General features: G+C 61.2%; 21 protein-coding genes. 17 read left to right on the forward strand and 4 right to left on the reverse strand.

The window, feature by feature from the left end; genetic code table 11:
- Window positions 1-335: 335 nt before the first annotated feature.
- Window positions 336-836 (reverse strand): inorganic diphosphatase, encoded by a 501-nt coding sequence (locus tag ACTHUY_RS00005; protein ID WP_126705000.1) that lies wholly within the window; start codon window positions 834-836, stop codon window positions 336-338.
- A gap of 68 nt (window positions 837-904) precedes the next feature.
- On the opposite strand from ACTHUY_RS00005, the gene dacB reads away from it, so the two are divergent.
- From dacB to ACTHUY_RS00085, 16 genes are all read left to right on the forward strand, one after another.
- Complete coding sequence (gene dacB / locus ACTHUY_RS00010; protein ID WP_441655680.1) at window positions 905-2,284, forward strand: D-alanyl-D-alanine carboxypeptidase/D-alanyl-D-alanine endopeptidase; 1,380 nt, start codon at window positions 905-907, stop codon at window positions 2,282-2,284.
- A complete protein-coding gene (locus ACTHUY_RS00015; protein ID WP_441655681.1) occupies window positions 2,274-3,209 on the forward strand; it encodes a zinc-dependent metalloprotease in 936 nt (311 codons plus the stop codon). The genes dacB and ACTHUY_RS00015 overlap by 11 nt, the downstream gene beginning before the upstream one ends.
- Window positions 3,185-4,204 carry a tRNA lysidine(34) synthetase TilS gene (gene tilS / locus ACTHUY_RS00020; RefSeq protein ID WP_441677142.1) on the forward strand — a complete coding sequence of 340 codons (1,020 nt, stop codon included), beginning with the start codon at window positions 3,185-3,187 and terminating at the stop codon, window positions 4,202-4,204. The genes ACTHUY_RS00015 and tilS overlap by 25 nt, the downstream gene beginning before the upstream one ends.
- Before the next feature lie 36 nt (window positions 4,205-4,240).
- Window positions 4,241-4,795, forward strand: coding sequence for a hypoxanthine phosphoribosyltransferase (gene hpt / locus ACTHUY_RS00025; protein ID WP_228201426.1), 555 nt, complete (start codon window positions 4,241-4,243; stop codon window positions 4,793-4,795).
- Window positions 4,779-7,094 carry an ATP-dependent zinc metalloprotease FtsH gene (gene ftsH / locus ACTHUY_RS00030; RefSeq protein WP_441677143.1) on the forward strand — a complete coding sequence of 772 codons (2,316 nt, stop codon included), beginning with the start codon at window positions 4,779-4,781 and terminating at the stop codon, window positions 7,092-7,094. Before hpt ends, ftsH begins: the two co-directional genes overlap by 17 nt.
- Entirely contained in the window at window positions 7,091-7,657 is a 567-nt protein-coding gene (gene folE / locus ACTHUY_RS00035; RefSeq protein WP_441677144.1) for a GTP cyclohydrolase I FolE, read from the forward strand. The genes ftsH and folE overlap by 4 nt, the downstream gene beginning before the upstream one ends.
- A gap of 8 nt (window positions 7,658-7,665) precedes the next feature.
- Window positions 7,666-8,436 (forward strand): dihydropteroate synthase, encoded by a 771-nt coding sequence (gene folP / locus ACTHUY_RS00040; RefSeq protein ID WP_441677145.1) that lies wholly within the window; start codon window positions 7,666-7,668, stop codon window positions 8,434-8,436.
- Complete coding sequence (gene folK / locus ACTHUY_RS00045; RefSeq protein ID WP_164719879.1) at window positions 8,429-9,286, forward strand: 2-amino-4-hydroxy-6-hydroxymethyldihydropteridine diphosphokinase; 858 nt, start codon at window positions 8,429-8,431, stop codon at window positions 9,284-9,286. Before folP ends, folK begins: the two co-directional genes overlap by 8 nt.
- Window positions 9,283-9,744 (forward strand): DUF3180 domain-containing protein, encoded by a 462-nt coding sequence (locus tag ACTHUY_RS00050; RefSeq protein WP_441655687.1) that lies wholly within the window; start codon window positions 9,283-9,285, stop codon window positions 9,742-9,744. Before folK ends, ACTHUY_RS00050 begins: the two co-directional genes overlap by 4 nt.
- A gap of 186 nt (window positions 9,745-9,930) precedes the next feature.
- On the forward strand, window positions 9,931-10,416 hold the full coding sequence (locus ACTHUY_RS00055; RefSeq protein WP_441655688.1) for a PH domain-containing protein: 486 nt from the start codon (window positions 9,931-9,933) through the stop codon (window positions 10,414-10,416).
- 2 nt (window positions 10,417-10,418) lie between these two features.
- Complete coding sequence (locus tag ACTHUY_RS00060; protein ID WP_441677147.1) at window positions 10,419-11,972, forward strand: PH domain-containing protein; 1,554 nt, start codon at window positions 10,419-10,421, stop codon at window positions 11,970-11,972.
- Window positions 11,969-12,826 (forward strand): Rossmann-like and DUF2520 domain-containing protein, encoded by an 858-nt coding sequence (locus ACTHUY_RS00065; protein ID WP_441677149.1) that lies wholly within the window; start codon window positions 11,969-11,971, stop codon window positions 12,824-12,826. The genes ACTHUY_RS00060 and ACTHUY_RS00065 overlap by 4 nt, the downstream gene beginning before the upstream one ends.
- Before the next feature lie 82 nt (window positions 12,827-12,908).
- Window positions 12,909-13,739, forward strand: a complete 831-nt coding sequence (gene panC, locus ACTHUY_RS00070) for a pantoate--beta-alanine ligase (protein ID WP_441677151.1) — start codon at window positions 12,909-12,911, stop codon at window positions 13,737-13,739.
- Window positions 13,732-14,205 carry an aspartate 1-decarboxylase gene (gene panD, locus ACTHUY_RS00075; RefSeq protein ID WP_441655691.1) on the forward strand — a complete coding sequence of 158 codons (474 nt, stop codon included), beginning with the start codon at window positions 13,732-13,734 and terminating at the stop codon, window positions 14,203-14,205. The genes panC and panD overlap by 8 nt, the downstream gene beginning before the upstream one ends.
- 626 nt (window positions 14,206-14,831) lie before the next feature.
- Window positions 14,832-15,065 carry a hypothetical protein gene (locus ACTHUY_RS00080; protein WP_441677153.1) on the forward strand — a complete coding sequence of 78 codons (234 nt, stop codon included), beginning with the start codon at window positions 14,832-14,834 and terminating at the stop codon, window positions 15,063-15,065.
- Window positions 15,066-15,223: 158 nt separating this feature from the next.
- The gene (locus ACTHUY_RS00085; protein ID WP_441677155.1) at window positions 15,224-15,451 is read left to right on the forward strand and encodes a hypothetical protein; all 228 of its coding nucleotides are present in this window, start codon (window positions 15,224-15,226) and stop codon (window positions 15,449-15,451) included.
- 206 nt (window positions 15,452-15,657) lie between these two features.
- On the opposite strand, the gene ACTHUY_RS00090 is transcribed toward ACTHUY_RS00085, so the two are convergent.
- The 3 genes from ACTHUY_RS00090 to glpA are packed head-to-tail and all read right to left on the reverse strand — an operon-like array spanning window position 15,658 to window position 19,768.
- The gene (locus tag ACTHUY_RS00090; protein WP_441677156.1) at window positions 15,658-16,950 is read right to left on the reverse strand and encodes an anaerobic glycerol-3-phosphate dehydrogenase subunit C; all 1,293 of its coding nucleotides are present in this window, start codon (window positions 16,948-16,950) and stop codon (window positions 15,658-15,660) included.
- Window positions 16,947-18,197, reverse strand: a complete 1,251-nt coding sequence (gene glpB / locus ACTHUY_RS00095; RefSeq protein WP_441677158.1) for a glycerol-3-phosphate dehydrogenase subunit GlpB — start codon at window positions 18,195-18,197, stop codon at window positions 16,947-16,949. The genes ACTHUY_RS00090 and glpB overlap by 4 nt, the downstream gene beginning before the upstream one ends.
- A complete protein-coding gene (gene glpA / locus ACTHUY_RS00100; RefSeq protein WP_441677160.1) occupies window positions 18,194-19,768 on the reverse strand; it encodes an anaerobic glycerol-3-phosphate dehydrogenase subunit GlpA in 1,575 nt (524 codons plus the stop codon). Before glpA ends, glpB begins: the two co-directional genes overlap by 4 nt.
- 833 nt (window positions 19,769-20,601) lie before the next feature.
- On the opposite strand from glpA, the gene lysS reads away from it, so the two are divergent.
- On the forward strand, window positions 20,602-22,122 hold the full coding sequence (lysS, locus tag ACTHUY_RS00105) for a lysine--tRNA ligase (protein ID WP_441677162.1): 1,521 nt from the start codon (window positions 20,602-20,604) through the stop codon (window positions 22,120-22,122).
- Window positions 22,123-22,313 lie beyond the last annotated feature (191 nt).

The following is a 22,313-nucleotide window of genomic DNA, read 5'->3' on the forward strand; positions in this document are numbered from 1 at the left end:
GCCCGGAGGCCTTCCCTAAATCACACCCCGTTCACAACCTCCCAAGGAAGTACAGCTAGTCGTCGTGGTCTTGTCCGTGCCGTTGACCAGGTGGTCCGCATTGACCTTTGGATGATACGAATGCACTGGGTGACAGGGATAGCCGTGGGCGACGGGTAAGAACTGTGCCGAAGAATCGAAACAAAAGTTGAGGGGACGGTTCGTCATCGGACCGTCCCCTCGGACAATATCAAGCAGAATTGCTTGGCTCGAACGCCACCGCTTGCGATGGGCACTGACGCTTAGTCTTGTGCGTGCCAGTTCTGAGCTGTGGCAGTGCCCGTCGCGTAGCCGTATCAGTGCTCGTCGTAGTAGCCCTGGTCGATGGCGCGCTGGTAGGAGGCCCTGATTTCCTCTTCGGCGGCTGCGCGGTCAACCCAGTGAGCGCCTTCGACGGACTTGCCGGGCTCGAGGTCCTTGTAAACCTCGAAGAAGTGCTGGATCTCCAGGCGGTGGAACTCGGACACATCATCGATGTCGACACGCCACGACGCACGCTGGTCGCCCGCCGGGACACAAAGGACCTTGTCGTCGCCGCCCGCTTCGTCCTTCATGCGGAACATGCCGAGAGCGCGGCACCGAATGACACAGCCCGGGAACGTCGGTTCCTCAAGAAGGACGAGGGCGTCGAGCGGGTCGCCGTCCTCACCCAGGGTGTCATCGATAAAGCCATAGTCATCGGGGTAGCGGGTCGCGGTGAACAGCATGCGGTCGAGGCGAATGCGTCCCGTCTTGTGGTCGACTTCGTACTTGTTCCGGTTGCCCTTCGGAATCTCGATGGTGACATCGAACTCCAGCATGGCGCCTCCTTCGGCTACGGGTTCCTTGTGTGGTGAACGGTGAACGAACGTGACAGACTAATGTCGTGAAGGCACGATCGCAGGCAGGTATTGTTGCTGTCTTGATACTACTCGGTGGATACGTCATTGCGGATGCAGTTGATATCGCACCGGGTGTCTTGACCGCAGCGGACAAGCCGTTAGAACCACGAGCCTACCCTGAAGTTGCCAGTTATGAGGTAATTGACGCAGACGTTCCCCAAAATGATTCGGGACAGAAACTTTCCGCCGAACGAATCGAACAAATCGCCCAGGCATTGGCCAGCGATCCCCGAAATACTGGCTCCACATCATTCGTTGTCCGCGACCTCGACGGCAATGTCGTGTACGACATGTCCGGCTCGACCGGACGTCTCCCAGCATCGAGCATCAAAATTCTCACTGCCTCCGCAGCCCTCTACGAGCTGGGCCCCACCGCAACTCTTCCCACAACAACCGTGCTTTCTGGGGACCGCCTATTCCTTGTCGGTGGTGGCGATATTTACCTGTCACCAGAAGAGGGGGATTCTGACTCGATCGTCGGGCACGCTGGCCTTGCCGACCTTGCCGACCAGACCGCAGAAGACCTCGCGGAGCGGGGAACCTCCTCCGTTGTGCTCACCGTCGACTCGAGCGCGTTTGCCGGGGCCGATTATCACGAGAATGTTCAGGGAACGGACCGCGTTTTTATCATGCCGATGAGGCCGATCGCGGTGGACGGTGGTGCCCTTGACGGCACCTACGTGGCAAACCCCGATATCTATGCGGCCGAGGTTTTTGCTGAGCTGCTGACCGAGCGCGGTATTACTGTCACGTCCGTGACAACGGGGTCCGCGCCGGAGATCACCGACGACAACACTTCCGGTGTTGTCTACTCGGCTCCCGTCCGCGAGCTCGTTGACTACATGCTGACCATGTCAGATAACTCTCTAGCAGAGGTTCTCGGCCACCTCGTGGCAGCAGAACGCGGCCTGGTTCCCGACTTCGACGGCTCGGCCCGCGGAGTCTACGAGTCTCTCGTTGAGCAGGGCTTCTCCACCACCGGGGTAACGATCTCGGACACGGCCGGCCTGTCGGTCGATAACCGGGTGACCGGCCTGCTGCTCACGGAGGTGCTCACCCACGCCGGCTCCTGCAGCGGCTGCGAGATCGCATCCGTCCCGCACGGACTGCCTATCTCGGGTTTCAACGGAACGCTTGCCAGCAGGTTCGAGGGCCTGACGAGCGAGGGCCTGGTGCGAGCCAAGACAGGTACCCTGATTAAGGCGAACTCCCTGTCGGGTTACTTCACGACAGGTGAGGGCGAGACGCTCGCCTTTTCCATACTTATTGACGACATCGAATCCGGAACCACAGGAATTGTTCGTCCCGCAATGGACGAAGCTATTGATCTTCTGGTGACGGGAGGGGAAGAGAATGCCGGTTGATCCGACAGTTGCCTACCGCCGAGTGCGCCAGCTTTCCGGGAGCGGCCCCACGATTACTCCCGCACGTGCACGGGCAGTTGCGACCGGACTCCGCAGAGCGGCCGCGGTAGCACCCGGGATTGTTGCCACCCAAACGGGCCTCCATCATCTTCTCGAGGACGTTGAGTCAAAGCCCGTCTCCGTTCTTGCTCGGCCGGGATGGGCGCAGGCCGCTGCCCTGTCCGTCTCGCCGTTCCTGGACCCCCTGGTTGGGGAGAAGAAGATTCAGTCCCGGATAGCTTCCGAAGAACTGGCCGCGGCTCTCGCTGTCATGGCTCCGCGGATCCTTGGCCAGTACGACCCGTTTGCTCTCACAGTCCTGCCCGGGCAGGGGCTTCCCATCGAAGGCAGGCTCCTTCTCGTCGCACCGAATATTTGGGATTTCTCCAGCGAATGGAATCTTGACAGCAGGGATATCCAGCTTTTTGTTTGCGTTCACGAGTTCACTCACGCCTTCCAGTTCACGGCCGCGCCCTGGCTGAAGGATGTTCTGATCGCCAAGGTGCGGATCGCCATGGACTCAATCGAAGATTCGTTCTCCGCGGACGCGCTCTCCGAGCTCCTGGCAATCATGTCGATCCTGGAAGGTCATGCCGAGTACGTCATGAACACCGTGCCGATCGCACGCATTCCATCACGGAAGCGGATCACCGCCGCCATTAAGGCGCGCCGAGGCTCCGGCGGTCAGCTCGCTCAGGCGCTGAAAAAGCTTCTTGGCTTTGACCTGAAGCTTGACCAATACAGCGAGGGCGAAGGTTTCGTGAAGGCGATTATTTCCTCTCATGGTCACGAGGGATTCAACACGTTGTGGACCAACCCCGGCTACCTGCCCGGCCCCGACGAGATCAAGGACCCGCAGTCGTGGATCGACCGCGTGCTGTCCTAGCAGCGCGCCAGGCAGTTCGCGCCGTCCTCGCCACCCTCCCCGCAGGCTCACGCATGATCGTTGCCTGCTCTGGAGGATCCGACTCCCTGGCCCTCGCCCTGGCACTCGCAGCGGAAGCACCGCGGGCCGCAATCATTCCCTCACTCCTCACCGTGGATCACGGAATCCTGCCCGGCTCCGCCGGGCGAGCTGAACAGCTCGTGGAAAGAATGTCGCAGTACCTGCCATCCCGCTCCGTCAGAATCGACGCCGGGGGCGAGGATGGCCCCGAGGGCAGCGCCCGCGCCGCACGCTACCGAGCGCTCGCCGAAGAAGCACGAAGACTTGGCGACCCCTCCCGGGGCCCCGCCTTGGTTCTGCTGGGGCACACGATGGACGACCAGGCAGAAACTGTTCTCATGGGACTCGGCAGGGGAAGTGGCCCCCGCTCGATCGCCGGCATGCGTCCCGTTGGTCTTCTTCCCGGCACCGAGGACGTTCCAGCTGCTCGGCCGCTCCTTGGCCTGACCCGCGAGGACCTGCAGCAGGCCTGCAGGCAGTGGGGTGAGCAGTGGTGGGATGATCCGAGCAATCGAGCGGAGGGTCCGTGGCGGACCGCGAGCGGTGAACCGCTCCGCCGGGCCGCGATCCGGGACTATGCGCTCCCCGAACTGTCAACGGCCCTGGGTCAAGACGTGAGAGAGCCGCTCGCACGCACGGCTGAACTCCTGCGCGAGGACCTGGACTATCTCGACAAGGTAGCGGAGGAGGCACTGGAGGATTGCCGGGACGGCGATGAATTACTTCTGGAAGCGTTACGTGGTCAGCCGGTTCCGGTCCGCACCCGCGTGGTGCGCCTGTGGCTCCTCGAGCAGGGGGCCCGAGCCGGTGAGCTGACCAGCACGCACGTACGCGGCGTGACCCGTCTGCTTGAGGCGGAGACCGGTAAGGGAATTGATGTGCCGGGCCTTCGCGCATCGAGAACGAGGCACTCCCTTAAACGCGCCGTGGAGTAGCATGAGGAGCTAGTGGCAAGACACGAAGGGAAAACTGTGGATCAGACGGATATGGGCGAGGATCTCCAGAAGATCCTCATCACCGAGGAGCAAATCGATAGCCGACTGGCGGAGTTGGCGGCGCAGATCGATAAGGACTACGAAGGCAAGGACATTCTTGTCGTCGGTGTCTTAAAGGGCGCGGTCATGGTCATGGCTGATCTGGTCCGCAAGATCCACACCCCGCTCACAATGGACTGGATGGCGGTGTCGTCCTACGGATCCGGCACAAAGTCCTCCGGTGTAGTTCGGATCCTTAAGGACCTCGAGACGGACCTGGAAGGCCGTCACGTCCTTATCGTGGAAGACATTATTGACTCGGGGCTCACCCTGTCGTGGCTCAAGTCGAACCTTGAATCCCGCGGCCCCGCCTCCGTTCAGATCGCGACTCTCCTGCGCAAGCCGGAGGCCGCGACCGTCGACATCCATGTTGAATACGTTGGCTTCGACATCGCCAACGAATTCGTTGTCGGATACGGCCTCGACTATGCGGAGAAGTACCGGAACCTGCCTTTCATCGGCACCCTGGCCCCCCATGTCTATGGCGGATAACCCTCGTAAGCACCGGCGACTCCCGGGCAATCAAGACAAGCCCTGGCAGCAGGACGGAAACCAGCCTGCCCCCGACCAGGATGAACAGACAGGCAACCGGCCAGGAAATAAGCCGGGCGACAAGCCCGGCCGCACCCAGCCGGGTGATCGTAAATCCACGGGTAAGCGCTCCGATGGCAAGAACGGCAAGGGCCGCACTGGAAAGACCCAGGCAGGCAAGGGTCAGACCGGTAAGGGACAGGAGAAGAAGCGTTCCTGGTTCTCGTGGGTCATCATCGCCCTGTTCTTTGCTGCCTCCTACTTCCTCTTCTTCGGAGGAAGCGACTACACGACCGTCACCACCTCCCAGGGCATTGAGATCCTAGAGGAGCAGGACGTTGAACGCGTCGTCATCACCGAAGGCGCCCAAACCGTACGCGTTGACCTTGCGAACGAGATCACGGTCATGGATGAGGAGGGCAACGAACAGGAAGCTGGCGACAAGGTTGCCTTCCAGTACCTCTACGCCCAAGCCGACGACATGGTGTCTCTCGTCGAGGGTGCTGAGCCGGAGAACGGCTACAACTCCCTCGTTCCCCAAGAGTCGATCTGGTCGAGCATGCTCATCATGCTCGTCCCGTTCATCATCATTATCGGCCTGTTCTTCTTCCTCCTACCCAAGATCCAGCAGGGCGGCATGGGAGGCTTCGGCAAGATCCGCTCCCGCGGAGGCGACCTCGACAAGGAAATGCCGGACGTTACCTTCACGGATGTGGCGGGCGCCGACGAGGCGGTCGAAGAACTCGGTGAAATCAAGGAGTTCCTTGAGAACCCCCAAAAGTTCACCGCCATGGGAGCCAAGATCCCCAAGGGCGTTCTGCTCTACGGACCTCCCGGAACCGGCAAGACCCTTCTTGCACGGGCCGTAGCGGGCGAAGCCAAGGTCCCGTTCTTCTCCATCTCCGGCTCCGAATTCGTCGAAATGTTTGTCGGCGTTGGCGCCTCCCGCGTCCGCGACCTTTTCACAAAGGCAAAGCAGTCAGCCCCCGCCATCATCTTCGTCGACGAAATCGACGCCGTTGGTCGTTCCCGCGGTGTCGGTATCGGCGGCGGCAACGATGAACGCGAGCAGACCCTCAACCAGCTCCTGGTTGAGATGGACGGCTTTGACGCCACAACCAACATCATCCTGATCGCGGCCACGAACCGTCCCGACGTTCTCGATCCGGCCCTGCTCCGCCCCGGCCGTTTCGACCGACAGATCTCCGTGGATGCCCCGGATCTTCCCGGACGCACGAAGATCCTCGAAGTCCACGCCGAAGGAAAGCCGATCGAGAAGGACGTTGAGCTCGAGGCAATCGCGCGTCGAACCCCCGGGTTCACCGGTGCCGATCTCGCCAACCTCCTCAACGAGGCGGCGCTGCTCGCGGCACGTCAAAGCCAGAAGAGCATCAACCTCGACGACCTCGACGAGGCAATCGACCGCGTGATTGCGGGACCTCAGCGACGCACCCGGGTCATGAACCCGAACGAGAAGCGGATGACGGCGTACCACGAGGGCGGGCACGCGCTCGCGGCAGCCGCCCTTAATCACACGGATCCGGTCACGAAGGTGACGATCCTGCCGCGCGGACGGGCACTCGGTTACACGATGGTTATGCCCACCGAGGACAAGTACTCGACGTCCCGCAACGAGCTCCTCGACCAGCTGGTCTATGCGCTCGGCGGCCGCGTCGCGGAGGAGCTTGTCTTCCACGACCCGACAACCGGTGCCTCGAATGACATCCAGAAGGCCACGAGCATTGCTCGGAAGATGGTGACCGAATACGGAATGTCCTCCCGCGTCGGTGCCGTCCGGCTTGCCTCCGAGGAATCGGATCCTATGACCCGTGCCGCCGGTGGTGGCGGAACGGAGTACTCGGACCGCATGGCCCACGTTGTTGACCAGGAAGTCCGGGCCCTCATTGACGATGCTCATGACGAATGCTGGAAGCTCATGACGGAGAATCGGCACATTCTGGATGAGCTGGCAGCCCGCCTTCTCGAGAAGGAAACCCTTCTCGAGAAGGAGCTCGCCGAGATTTTCGAGCCGGTTATTAAGGCTCCCGAACGGAAGCTGTGGCTGAGCTCTGACGATCGCCCGTCCGACAATGTTCCGCCCATCGACCACCCGGTGAAGAGCCATTCTGGAGATCATGCCGGTGAGGTGAGGGCCGGTCTGCCTAGCGCTCCAGAAACACAGGGCGAGCCACATGGTGAAGGCGATACGGCCTCGGGTGAGTCCGGTGTTGGTGCACCGGAAGAGACGGAGGAATCGTGACCTTTGATGCGAACGGCGTTGAGCGTGCCATCCGCGACCTTCTTATTGCCATTGGGGAGGACCCCGGTCGCGACGGACTGAAGGAGACCCCCGCACGGATGGCTCGTGCCTACGAGGAAATGTTCTCCGGCCTGCACTCGGACCCGACCGAGGTGCTGTCGGCCTCGTTCGATCTCGACTACCAGGAGATGATCCTCGTCAAGGACATCACCGTCTACTCGGTGTGCGAACATCACCTGCTGCCCTTCTACGGCAAGGCCCACATTGGCTACATTCCGGGAGCCGACGGCAAGGTGACCGGGCTGTCCAAGCTTGCTCGCCTCGTTGACGGTTATGCGAAGCGCCCCCAGATCCAAGAGCGTCTCACCTCCGAGGTGGCGGATGCTCTCATGGACCCGCTGGGCGCCAGCGGAGCAATCGTTGTCGTCGAGGCCGAGCACATGTGCATGTCGCTACGCGGCGCCCGCAAACCCGGCTCCCACACGGTCACGTCCGCGGTGCGAGGCGCGATGAGGAACGCCGCAACCAGGGCCGAGGCCATGAGCCTCATCATGAGCCGCTAGGAGGGCCCGTGGAAATCCTCGGAATCCTCAACGTCACGCCCGACTCCTTCTCGGACGGCGGGCGGTGGGCCAGCGCCGAGGAGGCCCTGGCCCGGGGCCGACAGCTGGCGGTCGACGGCGCAACAATTATTGACGTTGGCGGAGAATCGACCCGGCCAGGTGCCACTCCCATCACCTCCGATGAAGAATGGGACCGGATTGGTCCCGTTGTCGAGGGGCTGATCGCCGATGGTCTGACGGTGTCGGTCGATACCTACCACGCGGAGACAGCACGCCGGGCGATTGCCGCGGGCGTCCCCATCATCAACGACGTGACGGGTGGCCGGATCGAACCGGAGATCCACACTGTTGTTGCGGGCTCGGAAGCCCAGTACGTTCTGCAACATTCCCGCGGTGGAGCGGTCACAACCAACGACACGGCCGTTTATGACAGCATCATCGATGACGTCGCGCGGGAAATGTCCGTCGCCATTGAGAAAGCCGTTGCAACTGGAATCGATGAGTCGAGACTGATCCTCGATCCGGGACTCGGATTCTCCAAGGTCGGAGAGCAGGACTGGGATGTTCTTGCGGGGCTCGACAGGCTCATGGCGATGTTACCGGGACGCTGGCTTATCGGGCACTCCCGCAAGCGCTTCCTGAGCTCGGTGAGTGACGATCGGGATTTCGCCACCGCGCTTGTTACGTCTCATCTTGTCGGCAGGGTCTGGGGCGTGCGGGTGCACGACGCCAAGTCCAATGCCGCAGCTCTTACTGTCGCGAGGAGATTCCATGGCTGAGCTATATCTTCCCGGAGGGGAACTGTCCGACCGTATCGCCCTCACCGGACTGAAGGTCAGGGGATTCCACGGCGTCTTTGAGCACGAGCGGGAGAACGGTCAGGACTTCATCATAGATGTCGTCCTCCACACCTCCATGCACCGCACCCCCTACGGCGATGATCTTGCGCAGACCATTAACTATGCTGAGGTCGCCGACAAGGTTGTGGAGATCGTTTCGGGGGAGCCCCTCAACCTCATCGAAACGCTCGCCGAACGAATCGCGGATGCTGCCCTGCAGTTCGGTGCCCTCGCAGCCGACGTCACCGTGCACAAGCCCCAGGCGCCAATCGAGCATTCTTTTGCGGATGTGGATGTGACGGTCCGCAGGCTCTCGAAGCTCCTGCAGCCGCCCAAGCCCGCCGCCGAAGTCGTTGTCGGCATCGGATCGAATATGGATGATCCGGTCACCCAGGTGGAGATTGGGGCAGGCAAGCTCGCCAAGGTCCTCGAGTATGAGCGGATGTCCCGCAGGCGCGTCACCGCGGCTGAGGTTATGCCGGGGCAACCCTCGCAACCGAATTACATCAACGCGGTCATGGTGGGCTATACGACGCTGTCGCCGCTGGCACTGTTGAGAGAGCTCCAGCGGATTGAGGACGAGCAGGGCAGGGTCCGCGAAGAACGCTGGGGCCCGCGCACACTCGACCTCGACCTCGTCTCCTACAAGGTTGCTGGCAAGGAGATCACCTCGGATGACCCGAACCTGACGCTACCTCACCCCCGCGCCCACGAACGAAGTTTCGTTCTGGAACCCTGGGCAGAGGTTGATCCGTGGGGGATGCTGAGCGGGAAGCCGGTCCGGAGATGACGTCAGCGAAGCAGATGGTGGGATGGCTTGTGCTCAGCCTTCTCATTGGCTTCGTTGGCGCCGCCGCCTGGATCCGCTCGACCGTTCCACTTGTTGCCATCCCCGATTTCACGTGGACAATTCCGCTTGTTTTGGCGGTCGGTGTCCTGGTGTCGGCGTGGCCAGTGAAGGCCATGGCGGACGGTAAGAAGCGGACAATGAATCCGCTAACGGCCGCGCGAATCGCGGTCTTCTGCCAGGCGTGCTCCCGCGGCGGCATGATCCTCGCCGGAATCTGCCTCGGTGCCTGGTTCGCGTTTAGCGGCGAAAACGCCGTGTTCCTGAACGAGCAGGCCTCCGCTGCCCTCTGGGCGGGGGTGGCTTCGTTGGTTCTTGCGGGAGCGGGCTGGCTCGGCGAATGGTGGTGCTCGATCGACGACGATGACGACGACGCTCCCGCGGCGGCGCAGGGCGCCTAGTTCGTCTGCCGCAACGCCCGATATCTCCGTCAGCGCAACTCCTGTCCGGTGATCCAAGCCACTGATTCAAGCCGGTGCGAGAATCCAGCCGGGCAGGTTCCCTACCGGGTTAGCGATCTCGGTCAGTTATTGATCCCACGGCCGCCCAGTCTGCGTACCTACCCGGTGCTCGAGTACGCTTTATTTATGATCATGTCGCCGCTAGCCCCCGGAATTTCATTCGTTGGGATCTCGCGGGATCAAGCGAAAATACGCGGACTTATTGCAGTTATCTGCCTCCTTCCGCTACTCGCGCTCCTCATTGTTTCCATTGCCCTGTGGGATCTCCTCTGGGTCACCATTGTCGTGGCCGTTGCGCTCGTCATCGGGCTCTTCATCATGTTTGTCCAGGTCCGTGCGGTCTTCTACACCGGCTACCATGAAACCGATGAGGAACTGCTCGTGTGCCGGGGGATTCTTTTCCGGAAGCTCGACGTCGTGCCATACGGCCGCATGCAGGAGGTGACGGTCGAGGACGGTCCTCTCATGAGGCACTACGGCCTTGCGAAGATCACGATGGAAACAGCATCCTCGACGACTGACACGTCGATCCCGGGTGTGCGACGGGATGAGGCGGACCGCCTGCGCAGGCGCCTCACGGAGCTGGGCTCCACCAAGATGGAAGGGCTGTAGCCATGGGAACGGTCCCCTTCGACGAACCTGACTCCGCACATTTCGAAGCGGCTACGGCGGCGAATCCTGAGCAGGCGGCCGATCTGATCCCGGAGGACCAGTGGAAGCGCTTCCACTGGGCTACGCCCCTGTTCTCACTGTGGAAGGTGTGGGCCGCCCTCGTTGCCTTCGCGCTGTCGATCTTGGTCCAGGCCCTTGATGCTGGGGTCTCGGAAATCCTGGAGACCCTGACGGGAATTAGCAGGACAACGGTTCTCATCATTATTGCGGTCCTCGTTGGCCTGTCGCTTCTTGTTGTTCTGGTGGCCTGGGTTTTCTGGCGCAAACAGCGCTACGTTCTTGCCCCTTCGGGAATTCACTATCGTTCGGGCATTATCTCCGGCACGCATCGCCACGTGCGGTGGGATCGCATCCAGTCCGTGGAGATCAAGCAGGGAATCATTCCCCGGATTGTTGGACTCGGAGCAATCGTTATCGACTCCGCCTCCACCAGCGGAGACGATCTTTCCCTTGGCTTGCTGAAGATGAACGAGATACAGCGGCTACGCGGGGAGATTCTGCGGATTGCCACGGCAGCTCGAACCGGGCAAGAGTTCCAGGTTGAGGACCGCGACCTGCCGAACCTGTACGACCCTGACGACGCTTACCAGGGAGAGAAGCCGTTCTATCGGCTCCCCACCAAGGTGCTCCTCGGCTCGATGCTCCGGTCCGGGACAGTTCTGGGCATCATCGGCGGTATTGCCATCATCCTCATTCCCGTTTTCCTCTTTGATGAGTCCTTCTCCATCGGCATCTTTGTTGCCCTCGGTGGTGCCGTGGCGGTGGGATGGGGGCAGTTCAACCTCAACCACGGCCTCCAGCTGTTCCTCACAGCCGATGGGATCCGGGTGAGACGCGGCCTGACCACAACAACGACGCAGACAATCCCGCCCAGGCGGATCCACGCCGTTAAGATCAGTCAGTTCCTGCTGTGGCGCGGGAAAGACTGGTGGCAGGTGGAGGTACTGGTCGCCGGCTCGATCTCCAAGGATGCCGACAATGCAAGTACGATGCTCATGCGGAGCGTGATCATGCCCGTGGGTACACGGGCCGAGGCCCTTGACCTGCTGTGGACGATCGTTCCCGATATCGGTGTGGACAACCTGCAAGAGTTTTTCGACGATGCTCTCGTCGGCAAGGGCCCGTCTGCTTTCTTCGTGGCGCCGCCCAGGAAATCGAGGTGGCTAGATCCGCTTCGTCGCAAGCGGAACGGTATTGCCCTCACGAGAACCGTGGCGGTCCTTCGCGACGGCTGGGCTAGCCGGAGCATGACCGTGGCGTTCCACGGCCACTGGCAGGGACTGAAAGCCACCCAGGGCCCCATCCAGCGAAAGCTGGGCCTGGCGACGTGCCGGCTGTCGCTCGTGTCCGGCACGATCCACTGGGAGGGTAAGAACTTTGGTTTGACGCAGGTGCATGGCCTCCTTGAAGAAGAACGCAACATTGGCTTGGAAGCCCGCGCCCGCAACGACAGGGAATCTATCGACCAGTGGGCGGAAAGAGTGGGAGTTTCGTGAAACTCGGAATCGGCATTATCTCCGCAGGTAAAGTCGGCGCTGTCCTTGGGGCCGCGCTCGGCAGAGCCGGACACACGCTGGTCGCGGCCCACGCGCGTTCCGAAGAGTCGATCGACCGGGCCGAGATGCTTCTCCCGGGAGTTCCCCTCCAAGACGTGGAAGAGATCGTCCGCACCTGCGAACTGGTTCTCCTTGCGGTGCCCGACAGCGAGCTCCCCGGCATTGTTTCCGGGCTGGCGAAGATGAAGGCATGGCAAAGCGGGCAGCTGCTCGTTCACACCGCAGGTAGCGTCGGAACCGAGGTCCTCGAGCCCGCCACCTCGCTCGGAGCACTGGGCCTTGCCATCCACCCCGCCATGACCTTCACCGGAACCTCCCTTGATCTGGCACGGCTGGTGGGATGTCCGTTTGGGGTATCCGGGCCGGCAACGATCCTCCCCATTGCGCATGCCCTCGTGAGCGAGATGGAGGGGGTTCCCGTTGAGGTCGATAACGACAAGAGGGGCCTCTACCACGCGGCACTTGCTCATGGCGGCAACCACCTCGTCACCGTTGTCACTCAGGCGATGCGGCTCCTCGAGGACGTGGGGATCACCGATCCCGGTGCCTTCCTCGCACCGCTCGCAACGGCCAGCCTCGATGGGGCACTGCGGTCGGGCGAAGCCCTCCTGACCGGCCCAATCGTACGCGGGGACGGCGTTACTCTTGAGAAGCACCTCGAGGTCCTTGCCGACCATCCGCAAACCCAAGAGTCATACCGCGCGCTCGCGCTAGCCACCACCGAGCGCGCCCTGGCCCGCATGAAAATCAGCGAAACAAAGGCAGCAGAACTCCGCAAGATCCTCGGCGACTGAATATCCGTGATACCCCTGAAACGTGGACCCGTTGGATCATGGGGGATGAGACTGCGTGGTCGAGGGGCGTAGGCTTAAGCCCGTGACTAATGTTGTTTCTACAAAAAAGGAACTGATCGAGGCTCTTCCCATCACGGGAAGCATTGGCCTGGTCATGACCATGGGGGCGTTGCATGTGGGACACCGACAACTCGTTGATGCTGCCCGGAAGGAAAACGAGACCGTTGTGGTCTCGATCTACGTGAACCCGCTCCAGTTCGCACCCGGCGAGGATTTCGATACGTACCCGAGGAACCTGGCGCAGGACCTCGAACTTCTCGGAGACGTCGATATTGTTTTTGCTCCCACAGATGAGGAAATGTACCCGCGTGAACCGCTCGTTCGCGTGAACCCGGGTGAGGTTGCCACCCGCTTTGAAGGCAAGACCCGCCCGACGCATTTTGCCGGAGTTCTTCAGGTCGTTGCGAAGGTGCTTAACCTTGTTCGCCCGGACCGGGCCTACTTTGGTCAGAAGGATGCTCAGCAACTTGCCCTCGTTCGCACGATGGTGGCGGACCTGGATATGCGTACCAACATCGTCGCCGTCCCGATCGTCCGCGAAGAATCGGGCCTCGCACTATCATCTCGCAATGCCTATTTGAGCACTGAGGAGCGCAACCTTGCCCTTGCCCTCGTAGGATCACTACGCGCGGCACGCGAAGCGGCCGCGGCAGGAGCCAGCCCCGAGGAGACCGAGAAGGTCCTCTCCGAAGCGCTGGAGGCCGCCGAAGGTGTTGCCGTTGACTACGCCACGATTGTCAATCCGGACACCTTCCAACGAGTATCCTCTAACGCGAAGCAGGGCCTGGGTATCGTCGCGGCGCGAGTAGGACCAACCAGGCTCATCGACAACATGGAGGTAACCTTTGGCTAAGCGGATGCGCCGGATGATGACCGGTAAGATTCACCGCGCCACGATCACGGGTGCGGATCTCCACTACGTCGGATCGGTGACGGTCGACGCGGACCTCTTGGACGCGGCCGACATCCTGCCCGGCGAGGCCGTCGACATTGTGGACGTCACTAACGGTGCTCGTCTCACAACCTACACCATCCCCGCTGAGCGGGGGAGCGGCGAGCTGCAGATCAACGGTGCCGCCGCCCACCTCGTCCACAAGGGCGACATCGTCATCCTCATTGCCTACGGCGAGCTGGATGATGTTCATGCCCGCACCTACACGCCGCACGTCGTCTTCGTCGACGAAAATAACGCCATTATCGAGACCTCGGACGAGCCCGGCCAGGTCCCGGACAACGCGACCGGCCTCGTCTCTTCCGGCCAGCCATTTGCGGAATACCGCTCGGGTTCCAACAGCTCCGAGAGCGAAACTACCAAGTAACCGCCCCGGCAAGCTTTAAGAATGCTCCTGTGCCCGCACCGATCCGGTGCGGGCACAGCGCCTGCAAGCTGCAAAGGCGAGTCCGCACCATGCGCCGGAAATTAAGAACTCTCGAGCAGCGACGAAATCCTTGAGCCTTAAGACGAGAACCCGCAATCGGTCGATCCTTGCCACTGAGCGGCAGATCGGGGAACCTTCAAGCCCTTGGAAGGTGCGTGGAAGGAGGCATGCTGTTTTAGGGAAATGCCCGGCCTTGCGTTGACCATTTCTTTGACAAAAGCGAGGGTGAATATCTTGCAAAGCTTGCCAGTGGGAGTCTTTTGGCTTGAGGTCAACAAAACCGGATAAGCGGTCACTAATTCGAAACGTAAAGATTCTGTAAGATATTCATGAAGTATATTTGTTAGGACAAATAGCAGAGTCTATTTAGCGCTGAATTCTGCGGATAAGTCGATATCGAGATATGAAAAATTGATGCAAGACACTGAAAGGACTCTTGCACTCCTTACAAATGTGTCTTATGCTTGAAGTGTTCCAACAAGGAACCGGTCCAAACGGGCCGAGCACACGGATGTGCAGAGCAACCATCCGTAGCTCTGCACCGAAATTGAAAAGGATCAAAAATTATGTCGAGCATCATCGAAGCAAACGCCTACGCCCAGTCTTTCGAAGCATCTGACGCCACCGTCACCAACTCCTCGGCCCAGTTCTCGGCCCTGGTTGCTTTCCTGGTTGTCATGACCATCGCTGCTCTCGCAGGTGTTGTTTTCACCGCTCCGATCGTGACGATCGCCGCCGGCCTCATCACCGCTGTTGCAGTCCCCGCTATCGCACTCTCCGCGATCGATAGCGACAACTAAGCAGTAGTTGCTACGGCCCACGAGGCACACTAGCGCACAGCGAATTTCGCAGAGCGTAGGGCCTCCTCGATAAGAGGGAATGGTGTGCGGAATAAAAAGGTCCGTCGAGCCTATCGACAAAAACACGAAAACCGCCTGTCCATGTGAAGGAGTACGCCATGTCGACCCTGACCCTGAACGGATACGCGCCGACTGAGTCCGCGTACCGGAAGCCCGTTCGCCGCATCGCAGCGCTGCCTGCACTCATCGCCACCGTGGTTCTTATGCTCGTGGTCGCTTTTGTCGGCGTCGCACTGTCGAATCCGCTTCTGACAAGCCTTGCCGGTCTATGCACCGTGCTGACAGTCTTTATCGCAGTCTTCACACTTCCGTACGAGAGCGAATAGCCCGTACCCGAGGCCAAGAGCGACGGCTACAGCCTCCCCATAAACGTTAGCGAGGGCCCCACGAGGGCCCTCGCTCTTTTGGGCCTCCACGGTCGAGATAGTCTTGCGGCGCCTCCCGTAGAAAGCGCCGCAAGAGATAACTATTTAGTTTGCGGTATCAGATCATCAGCATTGATTGGTGAGCGGATGCTCTGCTCATGATCTGCTCAGTGCTTGGTGTTCGGATCGTAGAGATCGCTGGACAGGCCAAGGGCGTGGTGGATGAGGTTGACCGGGTGGACAACCTTCGCGCCGGAGCCCTTGCGGATCTGCCAGCGGCAGGTCTCCGTCTCGCAGACAGCAAGTCGAGGGCTCCAGTCCTTGATCTTGTCGAACAGGGGCTGGCCAACGAGCTGAGCGATGTCGTACTTCTCGGCCTTGAGGCCGTAGGTGCCTGCAATGCCGCAGCAGTTCTCGCCCGATTCCTTAATTGTGAGTCCCGGGATCAGCTCGAGAAGAGTGACCGACGGGGTGCCCATACCCTGCGACTTCACCTGGCACGGCTGGTGGTAGGTGACCGTGTCGTTGATGTCGCGGAAGTCCTTCGGGTCGAGGTGACCGAGCTCAACCTGTTCGAGGAGGAACTCGGAGGTTTCGCGCATGCGGGTGGCGACGTCGAGAAGGGCAGGGTCCTCCACGCCCATGATCTCGTGTGCCTCGTGCTTGAGCATGCCCGCACAGGAACCGGAGGAGGAGATGATCTGCAGGTCGCGGCCGGCAGACCGGAGCTGGTTCGACAGCTTCACGACGGCCTTCTTCGCCTGGTCGAACAGACCGTTGGACTGCTGGGCAAGGCCGCAGCACCCCTGCTTGGGAACGATAACTTCGTAACCGATCTTCTCCAAGACCTCAACGGTGCGCTTCGAGGTCTCAACCTCGAAGTAGCCGCCGGCGCAACCGTGGAAGAAGACAACGGGTCCCAGCGGGCTGTTTGTGTTCTTCGGGCGCTTCTTCCACCAGCCCATGAAGGACTGCGAGGTAGCCACCGGCATCGGGGCCTCGCGGTGAATTTTGATCGTCTTCTCAACGGCGACGCGGATGGGCTTCTGTCCGAGAGCCCAGTTGGCAATCGGAGCGAAGGGGGTCATGACCGTGCCCATGAGGTTCGTCTGGGTGATGAGCTTGTCCCTCAGCGGCATCTTGCCCGGCTCGGCCTTCATGAGGGCGCGTGCCTGACTGTTCAGCTCGGCAATGTCCACGCCCTGCGGGCACACGTAGGTGCAGATGCCGCAGGAGGAACAGTAGTCGAGCGAATTGTCGACGGGACTGCCGTGACGGTAGCGCTCCGCCTGTGGGCCCACGTACTTCGGTCCGGGGAACAGATCGGTCACCCGAGCCACGGGGCACTGGGTTTCACAGATTGTGCACTTCACACAGTGGTCGAGGGAAGCTCTGGCAACCTGATCGGCGGCGAACTGCAGCGGGCTGTCGTGGGTGCTTGCCAATGCGTCGATGCTCATGAATTACCTCCAAGGATTGCTTCGGTAGCGGCATATGCGGAACCAACCGCGACGCCTTCACCGTTCTTTTCGGTCCAGCGGATCGAACCGGCGAGAATGCCACCGGCAGCGTACAGGTTGTCGTAAACGGGCTGACCGGACGCGTCCAGCACCCTCATATCTTCCCCAACCTTGACGCCCACGCGGAACATCGGCTGCGGGTCACCCCAGTACTGACCGTGGGTGGGTTCGGGAATTTCGGTGCCAACGAGCGGAAGACCGAAGATCGTCTCGGACATGATGCCGTAGGAGTCCAGTTCGAGAGAACCGGATTCGAAGCCGCCTGTGCACAGTACAACGTTGTCGGCCTTGATGACCATGTCGTGGCCGGTCGAGGCAACGGTGACGGAAACGACCCGACCGTTCTCTTCCGTGCCGGAAACGACGGGGGAGCCAAGGATGATCTTGACGCGTAGCTCCTTGGCCAGGTCGGTCAGGTGCTCGTTGAGCCTCATGCCGGGAACACCCGGGGGTGGAAGCGGGATCTCAAAAATCGGTGCGCCGATCAGGTCCTGCAGGTCCCTCCACGCGTTCCGGTCACGCAGGCCCAGCATTGCGGGCAAGCCAACCGTCTCGCCTTCCTTCACGAGGGGCTTGATCTGGGCCGCGAATTCCTTGCGGTACTCGGGACGGTCAAGGGCCCGTGCGTAGTTGAGGCCAGAGGAATCCGCCTCGGTGCCGCGCGCCGGGATCGAGAACGAGCCGGGGCGGGCTTGGATCCTGCCGCCACCCGGAAGATCCGTGCGGGCCAGGTTGCCGGCAATGAGCTGCGGATAGAAGTCCTTAAGCTGGCGGGGGCCCGCGATTAGGAACTTCGAGTCGGCGGTGATGACGCCGTTCGCCATCGACGGCTGAATGTAGGCGGTGGGGCGCATGGCGCCGACCGCGGTGGGCAGCAGGACGTTCTTCTCCGGATCGCCCTCAACCAGGCCGTCTAGCAGGCCTGCCGTGTACTCGAGGCCCTTGCGGACGTTGTCCGAGCCGATGGCGGCGTAGGGGTGAGTGGGGTCGGAGGCCGCTACCTTATCGACTTCGGCGATGGGGTTGTCGACGCGGTCCGGGCTGTACCCGAAGACGTCGAGGGTTCCCTGGCCGAGCTGGAGGCCGCCAATGCCCTTGGTTACGAGCGTGACGTCCTGTCCCGCCTGCCGAAGGCGGATTGCGGTGACAAGTCCGGTGACACCGGCACCGATGACGACGGTTTTCATACGTGAGCCTCCTCGGCCTCGGGCAGGTGATCCATGTCGAGCGTGCCCTGGAAAATCCAATTATCAAGAGCGGTCTGGCGGACCTGGTCCCCGTAGAGGATTGGCCACAGGCCAATCCACCTGTTCTTCAGGAACTTGCGGAGGAGCGCGGTGACGCGCTCGGTGTCGGCCTTGCCGGTCTCCTGCATGATTCCCGCCGCGCGGATCGAGCAGAATCCGCCCTGGCAGGGTCCCATGCCGAGTCGGAGCTGGCGGCGCAGGTCGTCGAAGGAAGCGGTGGGCTGCTCCTCGATGAGGTCCTCAAGCTGCCTGCGGCTCATGAGCTCGCATTCGCAGACGATCTGCTCCTTCCGGAGGTTCTTCTCGGCCTCCTCGAGCCGGTGGGTGACGTGGTAGGTCTTGAGATCCTTCGATCCCGGTACCGCCTCGGTCTCGGTTGTGCACGGACGATCATCGCCGAGCTGGTCAACCATGACGTCAACGATGTTCTTCGCCATGAGACGGTAGGTCGTGAGCTTACCGCCAGCAATGGTGAGCATGCCGTTGAGGCCGTCGCGATGCTGGTGGTCGATGATCGACATGCCGCGGGACATGTGGCGCGTGTCGTCGGCGGAGACGCGGTTGTCCTTGACGAGCGGGCGAGCACCCGACCAGGCGTGCAGGGCACGGGACTTGCGGAAGCCCGGGATAAGAACTTCGCCGGCGTCCAGCATCTGCTGCACCTCGTTGCGGGGGATCGCCAGGTTGTCGGGATCCTTGACCTTAACGTCGGTTGTGCCGATAATGCAGACCGTGTGAACGGGAACAAGGATGTCGCCGTCCGAGGGGTAGATGCAGCGGTTCACAACCTGATTGACGAGGCGGTGGTTCATGGCGATCATGATGCCGCGGCCCGGAACAACGTTGACCTCGGGGCATTCCGCCATGTCCGCAATCTGGCCAGCCCAGGGGCCGCCCGCGTTAATGACGAAGTTGCAGGTGATCTCGATGTCTTCGCCGGTCTTGTGGTCGATGGCCCGAACGGCACGTACCTGATCGCCCTCGCGAACGATGTCGGTGACCTCGTGGTAGGTGAAGATCTGTGCGCCATACTCCTCGGCGGACTTTGCGGCTCCCCACACCATTTGCCAGCCGTCGACCGTGCCGTCTTCAACGGCAAAAGCCCGCTTGATTCCGGGGTTGAGTCGTGGCTCGCGGCGCAGGGCCTCGGCAACGGAGATCTCCTCGTGAGGAACTCCGGTCTCCTGCGCTCCCTTCAGCCAAGCATCGCCAAAGTCGAGCGGATCATCCGGGCCGATAACGAAGAGTCCGCCGGTGGTCTCCACCGCATCAGCATTGATGCGAGTGACGATTGCGTTCTCTTCCGCGCACTCGGTCGCCGAGTGCGGGTCGGACACGACGTAGCGTCCGCCCGAGTGGAGGAGGCCGTGGTAGCGGCCCGTGGTGCCCTGTCCCAGGTCCGCGCGATCCACGAGGATCGTGCGGTACCCGCGCATCGCTACGTCACGGACAACACCCGCTCCCGTAGCGCCGCCGCCGATAACGACGACATCCGTTTCCATCTTTTTCATGTGTGGGCTCCCTCAACGAAAATTCAGAGTGCCAATGGTGAACAACAACATTGGGTGCCAATGGTGAACATCCTCATTGGTGACGTTTCCAGAGTACCGATCGGAACACAGAAAAATGGGACTTATGGGTTCCACGATTCCGACGTGCAAGAAATTTCTGAGCATTCGCAACGAGGTGCAGTAAACCGCGCCATTCCGCCGATTTACGCAAGTCTAATGGTTCGAAATTCGACGATTCTTATGCTTGGGTGGGGCAACGACTTAGGGCTCAGAAGTGCATGGGGTCGGCTGGAAGTAAACATTGGAAGCATCTGCCGTTAGGCCAGGGTGAAAGATGTTTGGACTGATCGAGGAGGTAAAGGCAAGCAAGTGCGTGGAGGAGGGGACGGAGACTTTCTCGGTAGAGGCGGCTGAAATTGAGCGGGTTGATGCTGGCATTGTAGGACGCACCGGGGAGCGCGGCTGGGCTTGCGTAAATACCAATTGCGCCGATGACGGGAGCGGTGACTGCCCAGTATGGGCGGATTGGCCAGGCGCGGAAAATCGTTGAATGCTATCGGGAAATAGCGGAGTCCTTGTAGAGAATTGACCTATTGCCTATGCGTGAGTGGCAGGTTCTTGACGGTGGGGACCGCGTTGCTTTACGGAACTGACGTTCTTCTGGGGCGCTTGCGGATGTTCTCCTGATGAGAAGTCCGCGTGCAGGTGGAGGTGTGGCTTGGTGGTGGCGGCCATAGATAACCGGATGCATTGGGCGTGGAATGGGGCTGATGGCGAGCAGTCGCACACCTTCTTGCGGTTCATTCCTGCGACTCCGCTTGTAGAATGGCGTGGTGACTGAGAACGAGCAGATTGAATCAACATCGTCGGAGCAGGTGGCGATCCGTGCAGCCAAGCGCGAGAAGATGATCGCCGCGGGCATTGAGCCGTACCCGGCCGAACTTCCCGTGACCGCCACAATCGCCGGTGTCCGCGAGGAGCACGAGGGTCTGGAACCCGGCACCGAGCTTGAGGACACGGTTGTCGGCATTGCGGGCCGTGTCATGCTGATGCGTACCTCCGGCAAGCTGTTCTTTGCGACCCTTCAGGACGGGCCCGGCAACCGGATCCAGGTCATGCTGTCGCAGAAGATCGTTGGCGAGGACGAGATGGCCCGCTTCAAGGCCGATGTTGATATGGGTGACCACATCTTCATTCAGGGCCACGTTGGCACATCCCGCCGCGGTGAGCTCTCGATCTTTGCTCACGAGTGGAAGATGGCATCGAAGGCACTCCGCCCCCTTCCGAAGACATACACGAAGGAAGACGGCGAAGAAGCTGGCCTCTCCGAGGAGAACCGCGTCCGCATGAGGCACCTTGACCTCATCATGCGTCCGGCTGCCCGCGAGATGATCCGGGTGCGCGCCAATGTCATGAAATCGCTCCGTTCGACCTTCGATAATCGCGGTTACGTCGAGATCGAAACCCCGACTCTGCAGCCGATCCATGGCGGTGCGGCCGCTCGTCCATTCACCACCCACATTAACGCGTACGACGAAGACCTGTACCTGAGGATCGCAACCGAGCTCTACCTCAAGCGTGCCGTCGTCGGCGGCATCGACAAGGTCTTTGAGATCGGCAAGAACTTCCGCAACGAGGGTGCAGATTCAACGCACTCGCCCGAGTTTACGGCCCTCGAGGTCTACCAGTCCTACGGCACGTACGACACGATGGCCGAACTGACCCGCGCCCTTATCCAGAACGCGGCTATGGATTCCCTTGGAACGACCCTCGTCACCCTTGCCGACGGCACCGAGTATGACCTCGGTGGCGAATGGACTGAGCTCGACCTCTACGAGTCGCTCTCCGAGGCGCTCGGCCAGGAAGTCACCGTCCAGACCTCACGCGATGAGCTTGAGAAGATCGCTGATCAGCACGACATTGGTGTTGCTCCCTACGCCGTTGCGGGGAAGATTGCCGAGGACCTGTGGGAGGAGCTTGTTGGCGACAAGCTGTGGGCGCCCACGTTTGTCCGGGACTTCCCGGAAGACACCTCCCCGCTCACCCGCCCGCACCGCACCAAGCCCGGCGTGACGGAAAAGTGGGATCTCTACATCCGTGGCGTCGAGACGGGAACCGCCTACTCCGAGCTTGCCGACCCGGTTATTCAGCGCGAGCGCCTCGTTGCCCAGTCGCTGGCCGCAGCTGATGGCGACCCGGAGGCCATGCAACTCGATGAAGACTTCATCCAGGCCATGGAACAGGGCTTCCCGCCCGCGGGCGGCATGGGCATGGGAATCGACCGTCTCCTCCAGGCCATCACCGGCCTCGGAATCCGTGAGACAATCGCCTTCCCGTACGTCAGGCGCCGCTAAGCTTTCAACCGGTAGGGATGACGAGGGAACGGATGCTGCTGTGGTGGCAACGGTGTACCGCGTACTCCAATCGCGTGTGGTAACACGTGCAGTAACAATTGCCTAACTCAGTGGTGGAACGCGCCCGGGGGCTACGTCGATGACTCGGCCGGTCCCCGGGGCTTCTCTTTTGGATGCTGATACTGCCGATA

Source organism: Flaviflexus sp. (genome assembly GCF_052087705.1).
Lineage (GTDB): Bacteria > Actinomycetota > Actinomycetes > Actinomycetales > Actinomycetaceae > Flaviflexus > Flaviflexus ciconiae.

Bases quoted from the DNA above. Each gene is read 5' to 3' on its own strand.
- glpB (WP_441677158.1), bottom strand. From the start codon at position 18,197: ATGAAAACCGTCGTCATCGGTGCCGGTGTCACCGGACTTGTCACCGCA.
- ACTHUY_RS00050 (WP_441655687.1), top strand. From the start codon at position 9,283: ATGACGTCAGCGAAGCAGATGGTGGGATGGCTTGTGCTCAGCCTTCTC.
- ACTHUY_RS00055 (WP_441655688.1), top strand. From the start codon at position 9,931: ATGATCATGTCGCCGCTAGCCCCCGGAATTTCATTCGTTGGGATCTCG.
- ACTHUY_RS00085 (WP_441677155.1), top strand. From the start codon at position 15,224: ATGTCGACCCTGACCCTGAACGGATACGCGCCGACTGAGTCCGCGTAC.
- ACTHUY_RS00080 (WP_441677153.1), top strand. From the start codon at position 14,832: ATGTCGAGCATCATCGAAGCAAACGCCTACGCCCAGTCTTTCGAAGCA.
- ACTHUY_RS00090 (WP_441677156.1), bottom strand. From the start codon at position 16,950: ATGAGCATCGACGCATTGGCAAGCACCCACGACAGCCCGCTGCAGTTC.
- ACTHUY_RS00015 (WP_441655681.1), top strand. From the start codon at position 2,274: ATGCCGGTTGATCCGACAGTTGCCTACCGCCGAGTGCGCCAGCTTTCC.
- ACTHUY_RS00060 (WP_441677147.1), top strand. From the start codon at position 10,419: ATGGGAACGGTCCCCTTCGACGAACCTGACTCCGCACATTTCGAAGCG.
- ftsH (WP_441677143.1), top strand. From the start codon at position 4,779: ATGTCTATGGCGGATAACCCTCGTAAGCACCGGCGACTCCCGGGCAAT.
- glpA (WP_441677160.1), bottom strand. From the start codon at position 19,768: ATGAAAAAGATGGAAACGGATGTCGTCGTTATCGGCGGCGGCGCTACG.
- folK (WP_164719879.1), top strand. From the start codon at position 8,429: ATGGCTGAGCTATATCTTCCCGGAGGGGAACTGTCCGACCGTATCGCC.